This window comes from uncultured Dubosiella sp. (assembly GCF_964018005.1).
Lineage (GTDB): Bacteria > Bacillota_I > Bacilli_A > Erysipelotrichales > Erysipelotrichaceae > Dubosiella > Dubosiella muris.
On the sequence record NZ_CAXHOA010000018.1, the window covers coordinates 30,959 to 53,944 of the forward strand.

Below are 22,986 nucleotides of genomic sequence, written 5' to 3' on the forward strand. Positions count from 1 at the left end.
TTCTCGCTTCTTTCGCAAAAAAAAGAGAAGGCGCGTTTTAAACCGTCTTCTCCATGAACATTTTTCGCTTATTCCGTCGCGTTGCTGGCCGCGATCTTCACCCGCGACCACAGATCCGCGATCGTTTTGCGCGTGTTCTCGTTGTACGTGAACACCTCGTCTTTCGGATTGCCCGAACGCGGCACGTACGAGTCGATGCCCGCGTATTCGCCTTCCGCCAGCTCGTCCTGCGCCTCCATGTTGGACGCCGTGTAGCCTACGTAGCTCGAGTTGTCGTACGCCGCCTCGTACTGGCACGTGTAGTTGATAAACGCGTACGCCAAATCGACATTTTTCGCGTTTTTCGGAATGACCATGCCGTCGCTCCACAAGTTGGAGCCTTGTGTCGGCATAAAATAGCCCATATTCTCATTTTCGCTCATGACATACGTGGCGTCGCCCGAATAAATGAGGCCAAGCGCCTTGCGTCCCTGCGCCATGTTGTCGATGATCTCGTCCGTCACGATTTCCGGATTCATCGTCTGCACGCATTGCAGCAGCCAGTTGTACGCCGCCTGGATCTCGTCCGGATTCTCGGTATTCATCGAGTAGCCCAGCGCCTTGAGCGCCATCATGAACGAGTCACGCTCCGAATCGTACAAGTAAAGATCCCCTTTGTATTTCGGATCGAGGAAAATGTTGAACCCTTCCTCTTCGAGGTCTTTCACGTCGACTTTGCGCTTGTCGTACACGATACCCACGCTGCCCCAGAAATACGGCACAGAATACTGGTTGCCCGGATCAAACGGCTGGTCAAGCACATTTGGATCGAGCAAGTCGAGGGACGGCTGGATTTTTTCACGATCAAGTGGCTGGAGCAAATCCTCCAAAATCAAACGCTGGATCATGTAGTCGCTTGGCACAAGCACGTCGTACGACTCGTTGTTGGCCACCTTGATGTACATCTGCTCGTTGGAGTCGAAGTTGTCCATCACGACTTTGGCGCCGGTTTGCTCCTCGAAATTCGATAAGAAGTTTTCCCCGACGTACTCGCCCCAGTTGTACACGTGCAGCGTCTGGCCGGCAAACGGCTTGTTGTCGTCCGCCGCCTTTTTATACGAGAACAACCCGATCGCCAGCGCCGCGATGAGCAGGCCGATGACGATTTTCGGTCCTTTTTTCGGCTGCTTGAACGCGCCGCTTTCCGCCACTTCCTTTTTCCGTATTTTCTGACGCATGACGGGAATGATGTTAGCAATGAGCAAGCTGATCGTGATAAACACGACGACAAGCGTACTAATGGCGTTGATGCTCGGATTGACCCGCTTGCTCATCGTATACACCATGATCGACAAGTTTTTCACGCCCTGCCCGGTCGTAAAGTACGAAATGATAAAGTCGTCAAACGACATCGTAAACGCGATCAAGGCACCCGAAACGATGCCCGGCATGATTTGCGGCACGATGACTTTCGTCAGCGCCTGCCACGGCGTCGCGCCCAGATCCATCGCCGCGTCCGCCAGGTTCGGGTCCAGGCTGCGCAGCTTCGGCATGACCGAAAGCATGACGTACGGGATGCAAAACGCGATGTGCGCCATGAGCAGCGTTGTAAAGCCGCGCTCGATTTGGAACGTAATAAACAACAGCATCAAGCCGATGGCCGTCACGATTTCCGGGTTCATCATCGGCAAGTCGTTGACTTGCTGGATGAAGCGCTTCACCCATTTTTTCGAATACACGAGGCCGATGGCCGTGATCGTGCCCACGATCGTGCTGACAATCGTCGCGATGACCGCGATGATGAGCGTCACATACAATGATTCCATCATGCTGTGGTTTTTGAACATCGCCTCGTACCAGCGCATCGAGAAGCCCGTAAACGCCGTCAGCGACTTGCTGTCGTTAAACGAGAAGATAACCATGAACACGATAGGCAAATAAAAGAACACGATAGTCAGCGCCATGAGCGCCTTGCCGAAAACCTTCTTGTCTTTCGTGTGCATTACGAATCCTCCCGGCCGCTCTTGCGGTCCAGACGACGCACGAGCATCATAAGGAGCATCATGACAAACGCCATGATCATCGAGATCGCGGAGCCAAAGTTCCACTCACCTACCGTGATGAACTGGTTCTCGATGACGTTTCCAATGAGGAAGTACTGGCCGCCGCCCAGCAGCTTCGGAATGAAGAACGCCGAAACCGCCGGCAAAAACACGAGCGTGATACCCGACACGACGCCTGGCAGCGAAAGCGGGAACACGACGCGCCAAAACGTCTGGAACTTGTTGGCGCCAAGATCGGCGCTCGCTTCCAGCAGCGACTTGTCCATTTTGGACAGCACCGTGTTGATCTGCAAAATCATGAACGGCAAAAAGTTGTACACCATGCCAATCAAAACGGCCGCCTCCGTATACAGCAGCTCGGCGTTTTTCACGCCAAACAGCGACAAAAACCACGAGGCGAGTCCGCCTTTGGACAGGATGCCGATCCACGCGTACGTGCGCACGAGCATGTTGATCCACATCGGGACGGTAATCGCCAGAATGAGCGCCGATTGCGTTTTTTCCGAGCAACGCGAGATAAAATAGGCGATCGGATAGCCGAGCAGCAAACAGATGACCGTCGTTTTGAGCGCAATCAGCAGCGAGCGCCATAAAATGATCAAAAAGTCCTGATCGGTAAAGAAACGAATATAGTTTTCCAGCGTTAATTGAAAGTGGATGATCGAGTTGCCGGGCCGTAAAAACGAATACATTAAAATCAGCCCCATCGGAATGAGCAACATGACGACCGCCCAAATCAAATACGGAATGGTGAGTTGTCGAAACCGCCGCATTAGAATCCCATCTTCTCCATAATATGGATGTCTTCCGGGAAGAACGTCAGTCCGACCTCTTTACCTTCCTCCACAAAATCAGTCGTATGGATCTTGAACTCGCGGCCCGTCGTCCAGAACGTCACCTTGTAGATGCCTTCCTTGATGTGTTCCGGATCGAAGTTGTAGTCGACGGAAAGGTCGACCGTTTCGTTCTCGTCGTCAAGCTTCCAGCCTTGCGCATTGGCCCACGTCTTTAAATCGGTGTCCAGCGCCATGGATTCCTTGATCTCGTCCACGGTCTTAAAGAAGTTGAACGCCGAAACGGCTTCGTTGGCCTTCTTGTTTTCGACGACTTTCTGGTCCACGACCCACACGCGCCGCGTAATCGACAAGCCATTCACCGTATGGAACGTGATTTCGTATTCGCCAATTTCGTCCTTAAGATCGGTATCGACCTTTTGAATCGGAAAATACTCGTCCGTTTCTTTCGACCACGCCTGCGCGTCGGCGCGGGCGATCAAATCGGAATCGTCCCAGTCTTTCATATCTTCGATATCGAGGTAGAAGTCGTTGGCGGAGATCCGCACGTCGCCTTCCTCTTTGACGTTGGCGCCCACTTTGTTGACGTGCATGTTGACCGTGACGTGCGTGCCCGGCACGGTTTCCACCATGACTTCGTAGTGCACGCCTTTGAACAGCACGCTCTCGACCGTCCCCGACATTTTTCCCTGGCCTTCAGGCACGATGTCGATGTCCTCGGGACGAATGATGACGTCCACAAGCTCGTTTTCCTTGTAGCCGACGTCGACGCACTCGAAGTTGTGGTCGTCGAAGCGCACGAGCTTGTCGTGAATCATCCGGCCCGGAATGATGTTGGACTCGCCGATAAAGCGGGCGACATAGCGGTTGACCGGCTCGTTGTAAATATCCTGCGGCGTGCCGACCTGCTGGATCTCGCCTTCCTTCATGACGACGATTTTGTCGGACATCGTCAGCGCCTCCTCCTGGTCGTGAGTGACGAAGATGAACGTGATGCCGACTTCCTGCTGGATGCGCTTGAGCTCGTACTGCATTTCCTTGCGCAGCTTGAGGTCGAGGGCGCTGAGCGGCTCGTCAAGCAGCAGCACGCTTGGCTCGTTGACGAGCGCCCTGGCGATCGCGACCCGCTGCTGCTGGCCGCCCGACATGAGCGTCACGTCTTTGTTTTCGTAGCCTTCCAGTCCAATGAGCTTGAGCATCTTCATGACTTTTTGCTCGATGACGTCCTTACTCATCTTTTTGATTTTCAAACCAAACGCGATGTTGTCGAACACGTTCATGTTCGGAAACAGCGCGTATTTTTGAAACACGGTGTTGAGCTCGCGCTTGTATGGCGGCAGCTTGGAAATGTCCTTGCCATCGACGATGACTTCGCCTTTGTCGGGTTCGAGAAACCCGCCCAAAATACGAAGCAGCGTCGTCTTGCCGCAGCCCGACGGGCCAAGCAGGGTGACGAACTCGTTTTCGTAAATATCGAGGTCGATTCCTTTCAATATGATCTGGTCGTCAAACTTCTTGACGATGTTTTTAAACTGAATAATTTTCTTTTTTTCCTGATCCATTCGAAACGTCCTTTCTAAAACATAGGCGGCGTTGTGATCCACAGCACCTGCGCCTCCTTGGCGCCCGGATTGACCAGCGTATGGCTGCGGCTGCCATCCACATAAAATGTCTCTTTCGCTTTGACGCGGTAGCGCTTGTTTTCGATTACGAGATCGACGACGCCTTTGAGTACGTAGCCAAACTCCTCCCCGTTGTAGGAGGTCATCGTCTGCGAGCGGCCGTGGGGCGGCAGCGTCAGCAAAATTGGCTCCATGGCGTTTTTCTGCGCGTTAGGCACGATCCACTCAATCGTGTGATCCTCCCTTTCGTCGACAAAAAAGTCGTCCTTCGTGAACACGACTTTCTCGTCCGGCTCCTCTTGAAAAAATTCAGACAGATTCGTCCCGAGCGCTTCCAAAATGTCCTCCAGCGACGAAATGCTCGGGCTTGTCAAGTTTCGTTCGACTTGCGACAAAAAGCCCTTCGTCAGCTCGGAGCGGGAAGCGAGCTCCTCCAGCGTCAAGTCGTTGACAAGACGAAGCTGTTTGATCTTGGTCCCGATATCCATTTCCTGTTTCCTCATCTCTCCTTTTGTTTAATATTGTTAAACTTAAAATTCATTTAAACAAACAAACATATTATAAACGAAAAGTTTAGGAATACAATACTTTTGCGTGCGGTTTCGGTTGAAACCGCAAAAAGAAAACGTGAAGCGGCAAGAAGCGGTGCTGAAACGAAAATCGTGGCGGTTGATATTGCCGATCAGGAGTCGTCGGTATGAATGCGAACTGTTATGGAAGAAAAAAGCATATAGAAAAACGTGAGGAAAAACGTGAATTTTCGATTGATTTTTTATAGAAAAGCGTGAAGAAAAACGTTAAAATAAACGTGAAGAGGTGATAAGCGGTGCTGAAACGAAAAATGATGGCGGTTTTGGAAGCCTGGAAAGAGCGAAACGAGGGAGTCGCGCTCTGCATCATGGGTGCTCGTCAAACCGGAAAAACCACGATTGCCAAAGAATTTGGCAGGACGCACTATCAGCAGACGATCGAGGTGAACTTTTTGCTGCAGGAGGACGCCGGCAAGATTTTCGAACATGTGGACCGGGCCGAGGACATTTTGCGCAACTTATCCGCCTATACACGCCAAAGAATCATCCCCGGCCATACATTGGTCCTCTTTGACGAGGTCGAGGCGTGCCCTGCCGCGCGCACGCACATCAAAACGCTCGTCCTGGATGGCCGGTGCGATTATATCGAAACGGGATCCATGCTGGGCGTTCGGTTTCGCGAAGTCCGTTCCTATCCGGTCGGATTTGAACAAATCGTGCGCATGTATCCTTTGGATTTTGAAGAGTTTTTGTGGGCCCATCAAATTCCCGAAGCGACGATTTCCTATATTCAACAGGCGTTTCGCAATGAAACGGAAGTCAGTGCCAGCATTCACGATACATTGATCAAGCTTTTCCGTACGTATATGGTCGTTGGCGGAATGCCGAAAGTCGTGCAGGCTTTTATTGATTCGGGTGATATTTCCGAAGTCACGCACATTCAACACGACTTGCTGGCGCTGTATCGTCAGGATATTGCCCAATACGCGCCGAATACCGACAAGCCAAAGATCCGCGATGTGCTGGATCAGATCCCTTCCCAGCTGAATGCCAAAAACAACCGGTTCAAGCTTTCACATATCGCCAAAAACGCGCGTTCCATCCATTTCGAAAGCAGCTTTCTGTGGTTAAGCGAGGCCGGCGTGGCTTTGCCGTGCTATAACTGCACCGCGCCTGTCATTCCGCTCGATTTAAATTTAAAGCGAAATTTATTCAAGCTGTATTTTTGCGATACCGGATTGCTTTGCGCGATGTCGTTAGACGAGATCCAGTTTGACGTTTTGCAGGGAAACGTGCAGATCAATCATGGTTCGCTTTTGGAAAACGTCTTTGCCCAGTCGCTCACCTCCAACCGGTTCCCGTTGTATTATTTCGATTCCAAAAAGATCGGTGAATTGGATTTCGTGATCCAAAACAGGCAGAAAATCACGACTTTGGAAATCAAATCCGGGAATGATTTTACAAAGCATCCTTCGCTCGACCGCGCGCTCGCCAATCCGGAATGGAAAATCGAAGAAGGAATCGTTTTTTGCAAAGGAAATGTCCGCCGTCAAGGAAACGTTCTGTATTTGCCATTTTATATGGTTTTTTTGCTAGAGCATGCGCATACGGAAAAGCCGGCTCTTCTCAAAACAAATTTCAGCGATCTGCTCCCGCCAAAATAAAAAAAGACGCCCGAAGACGTCTGGTGTTGCTTATCCGATTTCGCGTACCCGGTACTGACTGATTCGCTCGCACGGGATGTTTTTCGTCTTGCGCCGATCCATGTTTTGAATCAGCATGCTCCACGACTCGACGTTGAAGACGACCTCGAGAATCCGGTACGGGTTTCCGGCCGCGTCGTGGATGATCTTATTCTTTTTCACATCTTTCATATTCGCCGCGCGAAAGCGGTCTTTTTTAGGGGATACGATAACCATTGGCACTCTCCTTTCCACGCTTCTCCTTTTTCCATGGACGCATTATACCGAACCGGATTCCGGATTTCATCTCATTCGCTCCGGGATATTCACGATGTTTTACGCAAAGTTCAAATTCGCGCATTCCGGCAATATTCGCATACATTTTACATGATGAAAATTGATTTTGTGGTATACTTTTTTGGAAAATGTCAAAAGGAGAACGAAATGATCAAAGAAATATTGGAAGGAATCATTATCGGGATCGCCAACATCATTCCTGGTGTGAGCGGCGGCACGATGATGGTCGCGATGGGGATCTATGACAAACTGATCGAATCCATCACCCACCTTGCAAGCCAGTTTAAGAAAAGCATGCGCTTCCTGATCCCGATCTTTATCGGCATCGGAATCGCGATCGTCGCCCTCTCGCGCTTATTCGAGTTTTTGCTGGGAACGTATCCCATCCCGACAAACCTCGCCTTTTGCGGTTTGATTTTGGGCGGTCTGCCTTTCATTACCGCGAAAGTCAAAAATAAAGGATTCAACCTCAGCATGGCGATTCCTTGTCTGCTCTTTTTCGTCTTAGTCATCGCGATGGCCGTCGTTTCCGAAACGTCGGGACTGCGCGCCGATTTAAGCTTTGGCGTCGTCAACGTGGTGTTGCTGTTTCTTGTCGGCGTCATCGCGGCCGCGACCATGGTCATTCCGGGCGTGAGCGGCAGCATGATGCTCATGTGCCTTGGCTATTACGAACCGATCTTGTCGACAATCAACACGACGATCGACTCGCTCATTCATTTTGATTTGGGTGGCCTGCTGCAATGCTTTGGCGTCCTGATCCCATTTGGCTTGGGAATCGTCGTTGGCGTCTTCGCCATCGCCAAGCTGGTCGAATGGCTGTTCGCCCGCTTCGAAGTGCAAACGTACTGGGCCATTATCGGCCTTGTCGTCGCCAGCCCGATCGCGATCTTGCTGAATACGGACTGGTCCACATTCACCATCATCCAGCTTCTCGTTGGAATTCTGACCTTCGCCCTTGGCTGGTTCGCCGCCAGCAAGCTTGGCGAAAAATAGCGAACATGACCCTCCGGGGTCTTTTTTCATGCCCAAAATATGATTGCCGCTTATCCTACAAACGCATGTTCGAAGGTATTTTGGATAAAGCCTGATCGAGAGAAATGAAATCGAAGGACCTTCAATTTCCTTTCTTTCAAGAACGATGCATCTTTGTGAGAAGCCCTTGCTCGTTCAATCAATTGTTGACGAAGTTGAGCAGTTGTTCTATCGAGTTGTTTTATTGGGATATTTGGCCGTTTAGTTGTTCTTTTGAGTTGTTTTGTTGGGGTATTTAGCTGTTTAGTTGTTCTTTTGGGCTGTTTTGTTGGGTTGTTTGGCTGTTTAGTTGTTCTTTTGGGCTGTTTTGTTGGGTTGTTTGGCTGTTTAGTTGTTCTGTCCGATTGCTCTGTTGTGTTATTATATAATTAAAATAAACAGAAAGAAGGATCTTATGACAAGTCAAGAAATCAAAGACCTGCTCCAATATGGCGAACATGTAAATCTTGAATGCAAAGAAGGATCAAATACTGTACCAAAATCTGTTTGGGAAACATATTCTTCCTTCGCAAACACATCAGGAGGAACTATTTTGCTAGGCATCAAGGAAAACATGCATGCAAAAAATATAAAAGACCGATTTGAAATAACAGGAATCCAAAATCCAAACCAACGCGTTAAAGATTTTTGGGATACAATCAATAGTAACAAAGTCAGTGTCAATATTTTATTTGACAAAAATGTTGGTATTGAACAAATTGAAAATGCTTCGATTATCTGGATACAAGTACCTGAGGCAAATTATCAACATAAACCCGTATACATAAATGAGAATCCATTAAGAGGAAGCTACAAACGCAACCATGAAGGCGATTATCATTGTACCGAACAAGAAGTAAAAGCAATGCTTCGAGACGCTTCATCGAGTGGAAGTGACGGAATGATTTTAGAAGGATATACAATAGATGATATCGACATTCCGACTCTAAAAGCTTATCGAATCGAATACGAACGACAAAATCCAGATCAAATTTGGAATAGTAGTGACGATAAAGAATTTTTACGAAATTTAGGGGCTTATGGAAAAGACCGCAAAACGCAAAAAGAAGGTCTAACTGTAGCTGGCTTGCTTATGTTTGGTAAAGGTCTTTCTATTCGTGAGCGTTTTGATAATATCCGCATGGATTATCTTGATTACACCAATTTAGCTCCAGAAAGCAGATGGAGCGACCGCATAACATATGATGGAAGTTGGGAAAATAACCTCTATAATTTTTTTCGCCGAGTAATGCCAAAACTCGTCCAAGACTTAAAAAGACCTTTTTCTATGGAAGGAATTGTCCGTGTTGACACTACTCTTGTCCATACGGCTCTTCGAGAAGCTTTTGTTAATATGCTAGTGCATAGTGATTACCATAGTCATGGTATTCTTAAAATCGAAAAACAAGATGATGGTTTTATCTTCTCTAATCCTGGAAATCTAATGATTCCCGCTAAAGCAATTTATGAAGGAGGACACTCTTACGCTCGAAACCCGAGAATTCAAGCATTGTTCCGCATGATTGGTTTAGGTGAAAATATTGGTTCTGGATTTCCTACGATTTTAAAAGCCTGGGAAAATGAGAAATGGCGTGAACCCGATTTATATGAAGACACTGAATCCAGGAGAATCGACCTTCGTCTTTGGATGGTGTCCTTCATCCCGAATGAGTGTTCTAAACAATTAAAGCAGATTTTTGGTGAAACCTATCAACAACTTAGCAAAGAGGAACAAACAATTTTAATGATTACTCAACAAGAAAAAAGTGTATCAAATCATCGACTTCAATCTGTATTCCACATGCATCCCACTGAAATTGGTAAACTTTTGCAAAATCTTGTAGATAAGAATTTTCTAATCCAAAGTAGCAAAAACCGTTGGACATTTTATATTTTAAATACCGACTTTAAGAAAGCAAAAATTCAAGCTCCTGAAATTCTTGGGCTTTCGCTCAACGCCACAGACCAAGAAATCATCGAATTTCTCCTTCGAAACGGAACGATCACAACGAAAGATATTGTTACTTCTGTGGATTCTATCAATACATCACAAGGAGCTCTTATTGCAATTAAACGACTGATGGATACTGGTCTTGTAAAAAGGCAAAGAAATGGACGTCACATTTACTACATGATTGATTCCAATTTCTTTTCATCATGACACGACTTTATTCATCAAGAAAATATCTCCAAAGCAATGCTATAAAGTTGCCTATATCAGCCATGGATTTATCTGTGTCCAAACGATTTGAATACATTTTAAAATAAAAAGCCGGACATCCGCCCGACTACTTGCGCCCCGAAGGCACTTGCTTCACTTCGCATTCAAGCCACACGCCATGGTCGTCATGCACTTTCTGGCGCACCGCCTCGATGAGCCGCAAAAACTCTTCGGCGCTCGCGTTTCCTTTGTTGATGAGAAAACCCGTGTGCTTTTCGGAAACCGCCGCGTCCCCGACCGCATAGCCACGCAAGCCGCTCTGGTCGATCAGGGCGGATGCGAAATGGCCTTCCGGCCGCTTGAAGGTGCTGCCCGCGCTATGCTGGTCCATCGGCTGCTTGGCGTAGCGTCGCTCGGTCAAATCGTCGATGCGCGCCTGAATTTCTTCTGGATCGCCGTTTTCAAACCGGTAGTACGCTTTGACGATCACGCCAAAGTGATCCGAAAAAAACGAATGCCGGTACGACAAGTCCAGCTCGTCCCGATGCCGGTACACGAGCTCGCCCGCCGCGTCCACGTACTCCACGCCATCGAGCACGTTTTTGGTTTCCCCGTTGTACGCGCCCGCGTTCATGACAATGGCCCCGCCTACGGTTCCCGGGATCCCGCTGGCGAACTCGTACCCCTGCAGGCCGTGTTTCTGACAAAACGCCGCCAGCTCCTGGTTGGTGGCTCCGCTTTCCACCGCGACCAGTCCATTTTCCAGCCATTCGATCGCGTTCAGCGGCGCGCCAATGTGCACGATTTTCCCTGCGTATCCTTCGTCGCCGAACAACACGTTCGACCCGTTGCCTAAAATATATAGCTGCTCAATCGAATTTTCCCGAATCAAATCGCGGATTTCCTCAATCGTTTCCGGATGGACGATCGTATCGGCCGGCCCGCCGATTCCTAGCGTCGTGTACGATTTGAGCAAAACATTGTGTTCGATTTTCAAAATCATCGCCTCGCTTTCAAAAAAAAAGGATTTCTCCTCTCCTTTATTTTTTTATTATATCGTGCTCCCGCCTTCCCTTCAATGGCTCCAAACAAAAAAGATCCGTTTCCAGATCTTTTTTTCGTTTTTACATGGCGAAGATGCCAACACTGACATCGGTAATGCCTTGCGTCAGGAACATCGCGCCAATCAAAACCGTCAGCAAGTATCCGCTCGATCCCGGGTTAAACAGGAAGAAGAACGCGACGATCGCCATTAAAATGGCGAACAGGAGAATGAATCCCCAGCCCTTCACGCCGGTGTTTTTCAGTTCGAACGCCAGCCAGCACCGCAGCGCGGCGTCGCACAGCAGGAAGATGCCAACCAAAATACCAAGGAAATTCATCGTGCCGTGAATGTTCGTCAGCAAAACGATGCCAAACACGATCAGCAAGATCCCAAACCAAATATTGAAGCGGAAAATCGGCTTTAACGCATCCGCCGAAAAATAACTGACAATCGCCATGATTCCGTAAAAAATCATTAACCAGCCCATGACCATGCCGAGCACCTGCTCCTCCACGGCCGGGTACATAAACAACCAGATCCCCGCGATGCACGAAATGATGCCAATCACGATATATCCGATTTTGGTTCCAGTTCCAAGTCCAGACATAAAAATCCTCCTTTATGTTCAATGATCTCTCTCTTAAGATCTATTTCTATTATAATTTTTCGGAGGACAAAAAGCAGTTGACATGCAACCAGACGTTACGCTTCCTGAATGATTGCCCTTTCGTGCCGGAAATAGCGCATCCGGTATCCAAACACGATCCCCAAAAAAACGGCCGCGCCAATCCAGGCCGACACCTCGCTGCCCAGCACCCCGTCAAAGCCAAAAAAGCGCGGGAACAACCAGACGAAAAACACCCGGGAACCAAACTCCAGAAATCCCGAAAGCATCGGAAACACCGTATCGCCCATCGCCTGCAGCGAACAGCGGACGACCCACAAAACGCCGAGCGCGACCAAAAAGCACGAAAGGAATACGAGGCAGTGGTACGCGATGTCCACCACGTCTTGCTGCGCGCTCGAAACCATCAACCCAAGCAAAAACCGGCCGCCCAGCAGCATGACCAACGCGCTGAAGGCGTTCATGACGAGCACCGCCATATTGATTTTCCATACGCCGGCACGAATGCGTTCCGGCAGCCCCGCGCCCATATTTTGCCCGACGTAGGTGGCAGTCGCGAATCCAAACGTGCTGCTGATTTGCTCCAGGATGACAATGATTTTCGAAGCCGCCGTGTAGCCGGCGACATACAGTGCCCCAAACCCGTTGATGGCCGCTTGCAGCACCATGACGCCCACCGCCGTTACGGCGTTCATGAGCGCCACTGGCAGGCTCAAGGCAAACGAGCGGGCAAGCAGCCGCCCGTCCATCCGCCAGTCGGCCGCCTTCAAACGCAAAACTTCCACTTTTCGCAAACAAACCAGACAATACAGGGCGCTGACGCCTTGCGCAAGAACGGTCGCGTACGCCGCGCCTGCCACGCCCATATCAAGCCCCATCACGAACACCACATCCAAAATCGTGTTGATGAAAAAGGCGATGACCATCGCGATCAGCGGATTGCGCGCGTCGCCCAAAGCCCGCAAAATGCCCGAAAAGAAATTGTAAGCCAGCGAAATCAGGATGCCGCAAAAGATCCGCTGAATATAGACGACGGCCATATCCAAAATCTCGGGCGGCGTGTTCATCCATTCCAGCATCCACCGGCTGCCGGCCACCGAGGCGACGCTCATTCCGATCCCCACCAGCAAATTGATGTACGCGGACATCGTCACCGCGCGTTTCAGCCGGTTTACGTCTTTGGCGCCAAAATACTGGGAAACCAAAATCGACACGCCCTGCGCCATGCCCATCACAAAGCCCAGCACGAGAAAATGAATGGATCCCGTCGTTCCGACCGCGGCCAGCGCGTCGATGCCTACGCCGCGTCCGACCACGACCGTATCCACAAAGTTGTACAGCTGCTGCAAAATGTTTCCAAACAAAAGCGGAGTCCCAAACGCCAAAATCAGCCGGACCGGATCGCCTTTTGTCATATCCATCCCATGCTCCATATTCCCTTCCTCCTTATTCATGCTTTCCATTATAGCTTTCAACACACCGAAACAAAAGTCCGGATTTCACGAAAAAAAGGAAGCACGCACGCTTCCTTCTATCGTCCGGATTTCTCGATCCACGCTTTTGTTTTCATCAATTCGGCGGGAAACGTCTTAAAGTCTTTCAGCTTCCACGTCCAGTTTTTCTCGTCCAGCGTCATCGCGATGTTGATCCGCGCCTGTCCTTTGTATCCGCACACGTCCTGAATCGGCAAAATCACGACGTCCGCCTCGGAATCGAGGGCGTACTGGCAAAGCATGTCGTGGAAGCTGCGGGTCGTATAGCCTCGTTTCTTGAAAAAGCGGCGCAAGCTGATGCGCTTGTTGCCCTCAAACGCACCGTATTCCTCCTCGGCTGTCGGACTGTCGTACGTTCCCGTATACAAAATGACATTTTTCTTGACGGGCTTTTTCAGGCTTTTCGCCTCCAGCCGGTCCACCAGAATCTCGGTACCCAAAATGGAAAACATTGTTTCGAGTTCCTCGACTTCCGGGCGCGGTTCGCCCAGATCCTCGGCGACCCACTTTACATCGGGGCACGATTCCACGATCGCGCCAAGCAGGCCGGCTCCCGGTCCCGGCATCCACTTGCCATGTCTTGGATCTTTGGCGAATCCCGGCAGGCGCCAGTACCGGTCGAAGGCGCGGAAATGGTCGATGCGGATGATTTGGAACCAGCGCGCCATCCAGCGCGCCCGATCCAGCCACAGCGCGTAGCCGGTTTTGCTTTGAGCGTCAAAATCATACAGCGGCATGTCCCAGCACTGCCCGGACGGTACATGGTCGTCCGGCGGGCAGCCGCCCACAAAGGCAGGCCGGCCGTCGGGATGCAGCAAAAACTGGGAGCGCGCCATCCAGACATCCGCGCTGTCGTAGTCGACATAAAACGGCATGTCGTTCATGAGCTGCACCCCTCTTTTGCGGGCGTAGGCGACGATTTCACCGAGCTGCCGATAAAAAATAAACTGCAAAAACGCGTGGTAAAACAGCTCGTTTTCATGCTCCTTCAAATCCACGTTGGATGGATCGAGCGGATAATCGCGATATTCCTCTTCCCAGTCGATCCACGCCACGTTGCCGTACAACGACTTGAACAGCGCGTACACGCACCAGTCCTTGAGCCAAAACGCCTCTTTCACAAACTGATCAAATTCCACCTTGTACGTTTCAAAGTTTTTTCGGAATGTCCGGAACGCTTTTCGAAAATACGATTCCTTAAACGCGCGGACCTCGTCGTAATTGACGTAATCTTTGAACTTGTTGCAGTTGACGATGGAGCTTTGCGTCAAAAGTCCCATCTCACTCAGCCGATCTATGTTGATGTAGATCGAATCGCCCGCGAAACTCGACAACGTCTTGTAAGGAGAATGGGACACCCCAGTGGCATAAAGCGGTAGGATCTGCCAAATTGTATAACCCGCATCTGCGATCTCGTCGATCATACGAATCGTTTTTTGGCCAAAATCACCAATTCCTTGATTCGCGGGAACAGAAAACATAGGTAGCAGCAACCCTGCCCTTCTAGTCGTCATATTCTCACCGTGAAAACCCTTTCATTTTCTCTATTTTATCACGAAACCGAAATCCATGGCAGGTCTTTTTCACGAAAAAAGCCTTGATCAGCCGATCAAAGCTCATTTTTTGACAATCGAACCAAATTGGCGAACCGGGAAACCGCGGCCGCGATGTTTTCCTGCTCGATGGAGGCGAAAGACAACTCCACCGTCCCGTTTTCCATCGGCAGCAAGCCGATATCCGCCTTTTCCGCTTCCTCGCTCAGTTTACGCGGGTCGGCGTCGACCTGGACGACATACGACAAATAAGCCTCGTTTAAAAAGAACGAGAAGCCATGCTGCGCCAGCGCCTGTTCCATCCGCAGCGACTTTTCCCGATAGTCCCGTTTCAGCTTACGGACATGCCGCTCCAGATGGCCGTCCGCGATGTAGCTGGCAAACGCGAGCTGCTCGAGCTTGGACGCCATCGGTCCATACTCGGTTTTATGCGACAAATAATACTGCGTCCACATTTCGTTGAGCACCAGGTAGCTGATTCGAACCGACGGAAGCAGTAATCGCGAAAACGAGCCGCAGTAAATGACGCGGTCGTTCGTATCGCTGCCATACATCGCCCGGCGCGACCGGGAACGATACGTCAGCTCGCCATTGTAGTCGTCTTCGATAATGAGAAAATCGTGCAAATCGGCTTGCTCCAGCAAATAATCCCGCAGCGAGGCGCTCAACGGCTCCTTTTTCGGACCCGTCGACGAGCTGTTCACATACAGCATGTCGATTTCCGACAAATCCGCGTCGTCCACGAGCTCCACCTCGCGCACTTCCCAGCCATACGATTCAAATACGCGGTGCGCCTGCGGATGAAACGGTTTTTCCATCCCGACAACGCCAGGCACGTCAAACATGCCGCAGAGCACAAACAGCAACGTCTGGTAGTTCGGGCCGACCAGCACTTGCTCCGTCCGGCACATGACGCCGCGGTTTTTATACGCGTACAACGACAGCGCCTGCCGCAGCACGAATTCGCCTTGCGGATCCCCGTACGTGTTCATGACCTCGTTTTCAAACGTCTGGCGGATGTACCGCTTCCAGGTCTGGACGTCGCTTGTCTGGATGGCGACCGAGCGCGGCCTGAAATCGAGGTCGTACAAGTCCTCTTTCGCTTTGTCCGGCGCCGCCTCCATTTCGCGGTGCAGCTTGATTTGTGCCTCTTCCAGCCGGACACGGTAGCCGACTTTTTCGATGGCTTCGATATAGCCATCCAAAACGAGCTGCTCGTACGCGTGCTCAATCGTCGTCTGCGAACACTGGAACTGGTCGCACGCCTTGCGAATGCTTGGCAGCGCGTCGCCCTTTTTCAAATAGCCGTCCAAGATCGCGTTGCGATAATGGTCGTACACTGTTTTATATTTTTTCATATTTGTTTTTTGTCACCCAATTCGATCGAGAATTTCCTTCATTCGCTTCGCCAGGCCTCTTGTCTTGTCCACCGGCAGGGAGCACACCGCCACGCGGATCCCCTTGTTCACTTTTACCGTGTAAATGTGCTCGGCCATGAGCGCCTCGTGATAGGCGTCGCGGGTCGCGTTGTCCATTTTCAACGTCACGAAAAACCCTTCCTTGTATGGATAATACGCCAGGCCGGCCTCGTCGGCCTCCTTCATGAACAAATCGCTGCGCGTCTTGAGCAAATCGACATAGTTTTGTTTTTCCGCCAAATACGCGTCCTTACGCGCGTTCATCACGTCGACGAACATCGCCATCGCGCCATTGTTGATGTTGGACCACGTCGCCCGGGCGTCTTTTTCAAACACGGTGCGCACCTGGTCGACGGCGGCCTTTGTCTTCCCTAAAATAATGGCCGCGCCGCACCGCAAGCCATACGACGTCATCGACTTGGACAGCGAGAACGCCACGATCACGACCATGTTGTCGCTCATGTCGTCAAAGACGCGGAAGTATCGCTTCGCCTCGTCGCCGCGATACGAATAGTCGATGTAGGCGATGTCGTTGAGCAGGACGACGGCGTGGGTTTTCGCGCACTCGTTCAAGAAATCGATGATTCGCTTCCATTCCGCCTCGCTCAGCGAATAGCCGGTCGGATTGTGGCATGGATCGTTAATGATGATCACAAGCCGGTCCTGCTTCTCCATCACGGCCCGGCACGTGCGCTCGAACGAGTCCATATTGAAATGATCGCCGTCGAACAAGCTGTATTTCGCCACGTCCACGCCATGCATCTGGGCCATCAAATCGTACGAGCCCCACGCGATTTCCGGCGCGATCAGCGTTTGCTTCGGCTCCAGACACTCGTTAACCGTCATGCCGACGGCCCCGGTTCCGCCCGGCGTCGCGATGACTTCCCGGAACAGATGGCTGTTTCCGCCCAGCACCCAGCGTTCGACCGCCTCGCGATAATCCGGGTTTCCGGTAAAGCTCGCCGCGTATTTTGCCAGCGTGCGGTTGTCGAGCTGTTTTAAGCTGTCAAACACCGTGTCCAGCGCCACGAGCGAGCCGCCCTCGTCGTACAAGCTTCCGATTGTGGCATCGACCACGGCATCTTCGCCAAACTGCGCTTTCGCTTTTTTCGCCCGGTCGACGATGACGAACACCGTGTCCACGATTGGCTGCTGATTTACACTGTCTTTCACAAAATTCATGATTATTCCCCCTGTCCCAACGGATACGTTCCTAAATATTTGATTTGCTCGCATACGTCGCGCAAGTCCGCCACGACTTGTTCATCGACGCCGCCCACGATTTCGATAAAGAAAAAATATTCAAACGGATGTCCTTTGCGCGGTCTGGACTGAATCGAACACATATCCAGGCCGTGCCGCGAAATGACCTCGATGACTTTCGCCAGCGCGCCAACTTCGTTTTTCAATGTCACGATCAAGCTCGAATGATTGCCTTGCCGCGCGCCTTTGAGCGACACCACGAGAAAACGGGTCGTATTTTGCGGATTTTCCTCGATGTTGGAAGCCAGCACCCGCAAGCCATACAACACGGCGTTTTCCTTCGCCCCGATCGCCGCCTTGCGCACGTCGCCTTCCCGCGCCACGTACTGGGCGGCCAGCGCCGTGTTGGCGTACGCGACAGGCTGCACGCCTAGCTCGGTCAAAAACCGCTTCGCCTGCGCCAGCGCCTGGTCCTTGGAGTACACTTCCTCCACGTCTTTGAGCGTGGCCGCCGGCACGCCAAGCAGACACTGCTCGATCGTTTCGTCCTGCACCCGCTCAATCAGGACAGGATAGCGCAGCAAGCCGTCAAGCACTTCTCCCACCAGCCCGGAATTGGTGTTTTCAAACGGGATCACACCAAATTCGGCCTCCTTGTTGACGACGGCCTGAAACACCTCATCGAAGCCCGGCTTCGCGATCTTGCGGTTGCCCGGAAACAAATGCTCGGCCGCCATGTGCGAAAACGCACCTTCCACCCCGGCGTACGCTACGACTTCCCTGGCCGCCAGCGAACGCTGATAGTCGCACGATTCGCGAATCATGAAGCGAAGCAGGCGCACGTACGAGTCCCGGTACGCCTCGTTTTGAATGTAGCGCGCGTTGCGTTCAATGATCGCCGCCTCTCTGGAATGGTCCACGATCGGTTTGCCGGTCGCCATTTTGTAAGCCGCCACCTCTTTGAGCGTATCCATGCGCTGCTCGTACAGCGCCGCGATTTGCGCGTCGATCGCGTCGATCGTCTTTCGCGCTTGTTCCAATTGGTTCACCATCTCACCTCGTTCCTATCATAACACTTTCCAAATCGTTTCTGAAACGCTTTTCAACGATTTGTCATGTTTTTTTGCGTCGGAAGTCACAAAAAAAGAGAAAACACCGCTGTCAAATCCATTGCCTTCCGTGGTATGATGCTGAAAAGAGGTGAAAATTTATGAAACTAACCGTGAAACTGCAAGATCACAGTTATCCCATATTTATAGAGCGCCACGCCCTGGAGCATGTGGCGGACTTTCTGGACCCGCACCGCAAATACGTCATCGTCACCGACGATGGCGTGCCGGCGCGCTGGGTCGACCTGCTGCAAAGCCAGCTTTCCGACGCCCGCGTCATCACCTTCCCTTGCGGGGAGGCGAACAAGTCGCTGGCCACGTACGAAAGCGTCATGGAACAAGTCATTTCCAGCCATCTTACCCGCAAGGACGCCATCATCGCTCTGGGTGGAGGCGTCGTCGGCGATCTGGCCGGCTTTGTCGCGGCCACCTACATGCGCGGCATCGACTTCTACAACATCCCCACAACCGTCCTGTCCCAGGTGGACTCCAGCGTCGGCGGCAAAGTCGCCATCGACATGGCCGGTTATAAAAACATCGTCGGCGCCTTCCACCAGCCCAAAGCTGTCCTCATCGACCCCGAAACGCTGTCCACACTAGACCAGCGCCAGGTGAGCAGCGGACTTGTCGAAGCTCTCAAAATGGGACTCATTCTCGACGAGCGCCTCGTCGAGCTGTTCGAACAGGAACCGCTGGATCTAGACACGATCATCGCCCGCTCCATCGACCTGAAACGGGCGATTGTCGAAAACGACGAAAAGGAAAACGGCCAGCGCGCCATTCTCAATTTCGGCCACACGATCGGCCACGCCATCGAAAGCGCCTACCACGACGTTCCTTACTACCATGGCGAATGCGTCGGCATGGGTATGCTGTTTTTTCTTCCCGATCCCACGCTGAGGGCGCGGGTGCAGCGTATTCTGGAGCGGCTGCGCATTCCCGCCACCCCCGCCTACGACCCGAAAGCGCTGCGCGCCTTTGTCGAGCACGACAAAAAAGGCCAGGGCGACAGCGTGCGCGCGATTGTCGTCGACCACGCCGGCACCTGCCGGATCGAGCCAATGACTTACGATCAAATCGAAACGATTTTGGAAAGGAGTCCGTATGAAAAATAGCATCGGTTCCAACGTCACGCTCACCGTCTTTGGCGAAAGCCACGGCCCGCTGATTGGCGCCGTGCTCGACGGACTGCCCGCGGGCTTCGCCATCGACATGGAACGGCTGCGACGCGACATGGCCAGACGCAAAGCGAAAGGAAAAATTTCCACCCAGCGCCACGAAGCCGACGAAGTCCACATCGTTTCCGGCTTTTTCGAAGGCCGGACGACCGGCACCCCGCTGACGCTGCTCATTCAAAACACCGCCCAGCGCTCCGCTGACTACGCCTCCCTGAAATACCGCCTGCGCCCTTCGCACGCGGACTGGAGCGCGTTCGAGAAATACCACGGCTTTCAAGACTATCGCGGCGGCGGCCACTTTTCCGGCCGGCTGACGGCGGTCCTTGTCGCCTGCGGCAGCATCTGCCGCCAGATCCTGGCCGCCAAAGGCGTGAAGATCGGCGCCCATCTGGCCCAGGTGCACACGGTGCGCGACGTCCCGTTTTGCGCGGACGCCTGCGCGCTCGACACGCAAATCGAAGCGCTCGACGCCCGCGAATTTCCAGCCATCGACGAGCAAGCCGGCCTGGCGATGGTCGCGCGCATCGAGCAGGCAGCTTGCGCCAAAGATTCGGTAGGCGGCGTCGTGGAGTGCGCCATCACCCACTTTCCGGCCGGTGTCGGGGAACCGCTCTTCGACTCGGTGGAAAGCGTGTTGTCCCACGCCTTGTTTTCCATTCCCGCCATCAAAGGCGTGGAATTTGGCGAAGGCTTCGGCTTCGCAGCGCTTACAGGCAGCGAGGCCAACGACGCCCTGCTCGTACGCGAAGGAAAAATAGAGACAAAAACAAACCGGAACGCGGGCATCAACGGCGGCATCACCAACGCGATGCCTATCGTTTTCCGCTGCGTCGTCAAGCCGACGCCTTCGATTTTCCAAAAGCAGCAATCGGTGCGGTTCGACTCCAAAGAGGAAGTCGAGCTGGAAATCCAGGGCCGCCACGATCCTTGCATCGCGCATCGGGCGTGCGTCGTGATTGAAAGCATGAGCGCGTTCGCCTTGCTCGACTTGTGGATGAGCCAGGCCGCGAGAGCTCCATTCGAGGAGGTGGTTCGATGATCGTCTCGATCCAGCCCTCGTTTGTAGGTGGAGAAGTCGTCGTGCCCGCTTCCAAATCCATGGGACACCGGGCTTTGCTGTGCGCAAGCCTCGCCGCGGGAACAAGCGTCGTCACCGGCTTGTCGATGTCCAAGGACATCGAGGCGACGATGCGCTGTCTGCAAGCGCTGGGCGCGCGCTTTCAGGAACGCGGCGACCAGTGGATCGTGGAAGGCTGCGACCCGAAAGCCCGAACCAGCCCGGCAAAGCTGGACGCGGGAGAATCCGGTTCGACGCTGCGGTTTCTCGTTCCGGTTGCTGCCCTCGGTTCCGGTCCCGCCCGCTTTCTCGGTCAGGGAAGGCTGCTGTCCAGACCGATGACCGTGTACGAAACGCTGTTTTCCAGCCACGGCTTACGTTTTGTCCACGACCAGGAACAAATTCTCGTCCAGGGACCGCTGCCTGGCGGAAACTACCGGGTGCCCGGCAATGTGTCGAGCCAGTTCGTTTCCGGGCTGTTGTTCGCGCTCCCGCTGGCGGACGCAAACAGCGTCATCACGATTGACGGAAAGTTCGAGTCGAAAAGCTATGTGGACTTGACGCTCAAAGCGCTGGCGCAAGCGGGCATCGCCATTCGGGAGGAAAAGGGCGCGTACCGCCTCGCCGGCGCCCAATCGTACCGGCCCGGACGTTTCCACGTGGAAAAAGACTATTCGCAGGCGGCGTTTTTCGCGGTGCTGGCCGCGTTGAACGCACCGCTCGTTTTGCGGGACATGGATTTGGAAAGCCGCCAGGGCGACAAAGCCATTTTGTCCCTCGTCCAAAAAGCCGGCGCGCAAGTCGATGTCGAAGCGGATCGCATTCACATACGGCCCGGACAGCGACGCGGTCAAACGATCGACTTGGCGGATTGCCCGGATCTAGGCCCGATTTTATGCGTGCTGGCCGCGTTCATTCCTGAAACGACGACGATTCGCAACGCGGGGCGGCTGCGGATGAAGGAATCGGATCGAATCGAGGCGATGGAAACCGAGCTGCGAAAATGGGGCGTCGACATCACAAGCGACGAAGACACGATCACGATTTGCGGTCAATGCCACTACGTGGCCGATCACGAGATCGTGATGGACGGCCACAACGACCATCGCGTCGTCATGGCTTGCACGGTGTTTGGCTTATGCGCCGGCTCTCCTTCCAAAATCACGGGCGCGCAAGCCGTCGCGAAATCGTATCCGACGTTTTTTCAGGATATTCAAAAAATTGGTGGAAAGGTGGAATGGAAATGAAAACCATTGGTATTGTCGGCCTGGGCGTCATGGGCGCCAGTTTCGCGCAGCGCGCCAAAGCGCTCGGGTACCGGGTTCTTGGCATCGACCTGGATCCGGACACGATCGAGTACGCGGTCATGCGCGGCATGGTGGACAAAGGCAGCACGGACGCGTCGATCCTGCTCGACCAGTGCGATATCGTGCTGCTGGCGCTTTATCCGCGCCAAATGCAAAAATGGCTGCTTCGCTACCAGCACGACATGAATCCCGGCACGCTGATCCTGGAAATCAGCGGGGTGAAATCCAACGTCACCCAACCCGCGCAGGCGCTTTTGCGCGACGATTTGGAGCTGCTTTCGATCCATCCGATGTGCGGACGCGAATCCCGGGGCATCGAATTCGCCGATCCGGCGATTTTCGACCAGGCCAACTTCATCATCATCCCGCAGCCCTCCAATTCGACGAACGCGATCGTGTTTACGAGCGCCTTCGCCAAAGAGCTCGGCTGCAAAAACGTCAGCGTGCTCAGCGTCGAGGAACACGACCGGATGATTGGATTTTTGTCGCAGCTCACCCACGTCATCGCGGTGGCGCTGATGAACACGCACGAAAACAGCCATCTTGTTGAGTATACGGGCGACAGCTTCCGGGACTTGACGCGAATCGCCAAAATCAACGAGGATATGTGGACCGAGTTGTTTTTGCTGAACAAAGACATCCTGCTGGACGAGATCGACCAGTTCGCCGCCTCGGTGCAGCAGTTTCGGGACTTGCTCGTGCGCGAGGATGTGGACGCGATGAAATCCGCGATGGTCCAGTCGACGGCGCGCCGGAAAAAATTTGATCGCTGACGCATGAAAAGGGGCTGTAACGAATCAGTGATTTTTAGAAATCACTAGAGCGTTGCAGCTCTTTTTTTCTTTGCTTCTTTCGA

The 22,986-nt window shown here is 52.6% G+C and carries 19 protein-coding genes; 7 read left to right on the top strand and 12 right to left on the bottom strand.

The window, feature by feature from the left end:
• Nucleotides 1-68: 68 nt before the first annotated feature.
• Genes ABNS49_RS11355 through ABNS49_RS11370 form a run of 4 tightly spaced genes read right to left on the bottom strand, consistent with a single transcriptional unit; the run spans nt 69 to nt 4,946 of the window.
• Complete coding sequence (locus ABNS49_RS11355; RefSeq protein ID WP_135979070.1) at nt 69-1,982, bottom strand: extracellular solute-binding protein; 1,914 nt, start codon at nt 1,980-1,982, stop codon at nt 69-71.
• Nucleotides 1,982-2,815: an ABC transporter permease gene (locus tag ABNS49_RS11360; protein ID WP_135979071.1), complete on the bottom strand. Its 834-nt coding sequence runs from the start codon at nt 2,813-2,815 to the stop codon at nt 1,982-1,984. The genes ABNS49_RS11355 and ABNS49_RS11360 overlap by 1 nt, the downstream gene beginning before the upstream one ends.
• On the bottom strand, nt 2,815-4,398 hold the full coding sequence (locus ABNS49_RS11365) for an ABC transporter ATP-binding protein (protein ID WP_135979072.1): 1,584 nt from the start codon (nt 4,396-4,398) through the stop codon (nt 2,815-2,817). The genes ABNS49_RS11360 and ABNS49_RS11365 overlap by 1 nt, the downstream gene beginning before the upstream one ends.
• A 14-nt stretch (nt 4,399-4,412) precedes the next feature.
• Entirely contained in the window at nt 4,413-4,946 is a 534-nt protein-coding gene (locus tag ABNS49_RS11370; protein WP_135979201.1) for an XRE family transcriptional regulator, read from the bottom strand.
• 338 nt (nt 4,947-5,284) lie between these two features.
• Between ABNS49_RS11370 and ABNS49_RS11375 the strand changes: the two genes are divergently transcribed.
• Nucleotides 5,285-6,652: an AAA family ATPase gene (locus ABNS49_RS11375; protein WP_135979073.1), complete on the top strand. Its 1,368-nt coding sequence runs from the start codon at nt 5,285-5,287 to the stop codon at nt 6,650-6,652.
• A 30-nt stretch (nt 6,653-6,682) separates the two neighbouring features.
• Here ABNS49_RS11375 and ABNS49_RS11380 read toward each other — a convergent pair whose 3' ends face one another.
• Nucleotides 6,683-6,907 (bottom strand): hypothetical protein, encoded by a 225-nt coding sequence (locus ABNS49_RS11380; protein ID WP_135979074.1) that lies wholly within the window; start codon nt 6,905-6,907, stop codon nt 6,683-6,685.
• Between the two features lie 207 nt (nt 6,908-7,114).
• On the opposite strand from ABNS49_RS11380, the gene ABNS49_RS11385 reads away from it, so the two are divergent.
• Both ABNS49_RS11385 and ABNS49_RS11390 read left to right on the top strand, forming a co-directional pair.
• Nucleotides 7,115-7,963 carry a DUF368 domain-containing protein gene (locus tag ABNS49_RS11385; RefSeq protein WP_135979075.1) on the top strand — a complete coding sequence of 283 codons (849 nt, stop codon included), beginning with the start codon at nt 7,115-7,117 and terminating at the stop codon, nt 7,961-7,963.
• Nucleotides 7,964-8,396: 433 nt separating this feature from the next.
• Complete coding sequence (locus ABNS49_RS11390; protein ID WP_135979076.1) at nt 8,397-10,142, top strand: RNA-binding domain-containing protein; 1,746 nt, start codon at nt 8,397-8,399, stop codon at nt 10,140-10,142.
• Between the two features lie 127 nt (nt 10,143-10,269).
• Here ABNS49_RS11390 and murB read toward each other — a convergent pair whose 3' ends face one another.
• The 7 genes from murB to ABNS49_RS11425 all read right to left on the bottom strand — a co-directional run bounded on the left by murB (nt 10,270) and on the right by ABNS49_RS11425 (nt 18,531).
• A complete protein-coding gene (gene murB / locus ABNS49_RS11395) occupies nt 10,270-11,145 on the bottom strand; it encodes a UDP-N-acetylmuramate dehydrogenase (protein ID WP_135979077.1) in 876 nt (291 codons plus the stop codon).
• A 121-nt stretch (nt 11,146-11,266) separates the two neighbouring features.
• Entirely contained in the window at nt 11,267-11,794 is a 528-nt protein-coding gene (locus ABNS49_RS11400; protein ID WP_135979078.1) for a DUF308 domain-containing protein, read from the bottom strand.
• A gap of 95 nt (nt 11,795-11,889) precedes the next feature.
• The gene (locus ABNS49_RS11405; protein ID WP_168353479.1) at nt 11,890-13,245 is read right to left on the bottom strand and encodes an MATE family efflux transporter; all 1,356 of its coding nucleotides are present in this window, start codon (nt 13,243-13,245) and stop codon (nt 11,890-11,892) included.
• Between the two features lie 98 nt (nt 13,246-13,343).
• Nucleotides 13,344-14,819, bottom strand: a complete 1,476-nt coding sequence (malQ, locus tag ABNS49_RS11410) for a 4-alpha-glucanotransferase (protein ID WP_135979080.1) — start codon at nt 14,817-14,819, stop codon at nt 13,344-13,346.
• 95 nt (nt 14,820-14,914) lie between these two features.
• Complete coding sequence (locus tag ABNS49_RS11415) at nt 14,915-16,216, bottom strand: PLP-dependent aminotransferase family protein (protein WP_135979081.1); 1,302 nt, start codon at nt 16,214-16,216, stop codon at nt 14,915-14,917.
• 12 nt (nt 16,217-16,228) lie between these two features.
• Nucleotides 16,229-17,458: an aminotransferase class I/II-fold pyridoxal phosphate-dependent enzyme gene (locus ABNS49_RS11420; RefSeq protein WP_135979082.1), complete on the bottom strand. Its 1,230-nt coding sequence runs from the start codon at nt 17,456-17,458 to the stop codon at nt 16,229-16,231.
• Between the two features lie 2 nt (nt 17,459-17,460).
• A complete protein-coding gene (locus ABNS49_RS11425) occupies nt 17,461-18,531 on the bottom strand; it encodes a prephenate dehydratase domain-containing protein (protein WP_277820708.1) in 1,071 nt (356 codons plus the stop codon).
• Between the two features lie 158 nt (nt 18,532-18,689).
• On the opposite strand from ABNS49_RS11425, the gene aroB reads away from it, so the two are divergent.
• Genes aroB through ABNS49_RS11445 form a run of 4 tightly spaced genes read left to right on the top strand, consistent with a single transcriptional unit; the run spans nt 18,690 to nt 22,903 of the window.
• Nucleotides 18,690-19,703 (top strand): 3-dehydroquinate synthase, encoded by a 1,014-nt coding sequence (aroB, locus tag ABNS49_RS11430; RefSeq protein ID WP_135979083.1) that lies wholly within the window; start codon nt 18,690-18,692, stop codon nt 19,701-19,703.
• The gene (gene aroC, locus ABNS49_RS11435) at nt 19,693-20,805 is read left to right on the top strand and encodes a chorismate synthase (protein WP_135979084.1); all 1,113 of its coding nucleotides are present in this window, start codon (nt 19,693-19,695) and stop codon (nt 20,803-20,805) included. The genes aroB and aroC overlap by 11 nt, the downstream gene beginning before the upstream one ends.
• Nucleotides 20,802-22,070: a 3-phosphoshikimate 1-carboxyvinyltransferase gene (aroA, locus tag ABNS49_RS11440; protein ID WP_135979085.1), complete on the top strand. Its 1,269-nt coding sequence runs from the start codon at nt 20,802-20,804 to the stop codon at nt 22,068-22,070. The genes aroC and aroA overlap by 4 nt, the downstream gene beginning before the upstream one ends.
• Complete coding sequence (locus ABNS49_RS11445; RefSeq protein WP_135979086.1) at nt 22,067-22,903, top strand: prephenate dehydrogenase; 837 nt, start codon at nt 22,067-22,069, stop codon at nt 22,901-22,903. The genes aroA and ABNS49_RS11445 overlap by 4 nt, the downstream gene beginning before the upstream one ends.
• Nucleotides 22,904-22,986: the final 83 nt, after the last annotated feature.

Bases quoted from the DNA above. Each gene is read 5' to 3' on its own strand.
- ABNS49_RS11385 (WP_135979075.1), top strand. From the start codon at position 7,115: ATGATCAAAGAAATATTGGAAGGAATCATTATCGGGATCGCCAACATC.
- ABNS49_RS11420 (WP_135979082.1), bottom strand. From the start codon at position 17,458: ATGAATTTTGTGAAAGACAGTGTAAATCAGCAGCCAATCGTGGACACG.
- ABNS49_RS11370 (WP_135979201.1), bottom strand. From the start codon at position 4,946: ATGGATATCGGGACCAAGATCAAACAGCTTCGTCTTGTCAACGACTTG.
- aroC (WP_135979084.1), top strand. From the start codon at position 19,693: ATGAAAAATAGCATCGGTTCCAACGTCACGCTCACCGTCTTTGGCGAA.
- aroB (WP_135979083.1), top strand. From the start codon at position 18,690: ATGAAACTAACCGTGAAACTGCAAGATCACAGTTATCCCATATTTATA.
- ABNS49_RS11425 (WP_277820708.1), bottom strand. From the start codon at position 18,531: ATGGTGAACCAATTGGAACAAGCGCGAAAGACGATCGACGCGATCGAC.
- ABNS49_RS11415 (WP_135979081.1), bottom strand. From the start codon at position 16,216: ATGAAAAAATATAAAACAGTGTACGACCATTATCGCAACGCGATCTTG.
- malQ (WP_135979080.1), bottom strand. From the start codon at position 14,819: ATGACGACTAGAAGGGCAGGGTTGCTGCTACCTATGTTTTCTGTTCCC.
- ABNS49_RS11400 (WP_135979078.1), bottom strand. From the start codon at position 11,794: ATGTCTGGACTTGGAACTGGAACCAAAATCGGATATATCGTGATTGGC.
- ABNS49_RS11405 (WP_168353479.1), bottom strand. From the start codon at position 13,245: ATGGAGCATGGGATGGATATGACAAAAGGCGATCCGGTCCGGCTGATT.
- ABNS49_RS11360 (WP_135979071.1), bottom strand. From the start codon at position 2,815: ATGCGGCGGTTTCGACAACTCACCATTCCGTATTTGATTTGGGCGGTC.
- ABNS49_RS11445 (WP_135979086.1), top strand. From the start codon at position 22,067: ATGAAAACCATTGGTATTGTCGGCCTGGGCGTCATGGGCGCCAGTTTC.
- ABNS49_RS11380 (WP_135979074.1), bottom strand. From the start codon at position 6,907: ATGGTTATCGTATCCCCTAAAAAAGACCGCTTTCGCGCGGCGAATATG.
- aroA (WP_135979085.1), top strand. From the start codon at position 20,802: ATGATCGTCTCGATCCAGCCCTCGTTTGTAGGTGGAGAAGTCGTCGTG.
- ABNS49_RS11355 (WP_135979070.1), bottom strand. From the start codon at position 1,982: ATGCACACGAAAGACAAGAAGGTTTTCGGCAAGGCGCTCATGGCGCTG.
- murB (WP_135979077.1), bottom strand. From the start codon at position 11,145: ATGATTTTGAAAATCGAACACAATGTTTTGCTCAAATCGTACACGACG.
- ABNS49_RS11365 (WP_135979072.1), bottom strand. From the start codon at position 4,398: ATGGATCAGGAAAAAAAGAAAATTATTCAGTTTAAAAACATCGTCAAG.
- ABNS49_RS11390 (WP_135979076.1), top strand. From the start codon at position 8,397: ATGACAAGTCAAGAAATCAAAGACCTGCTCCAATATGGCGAACATGTA.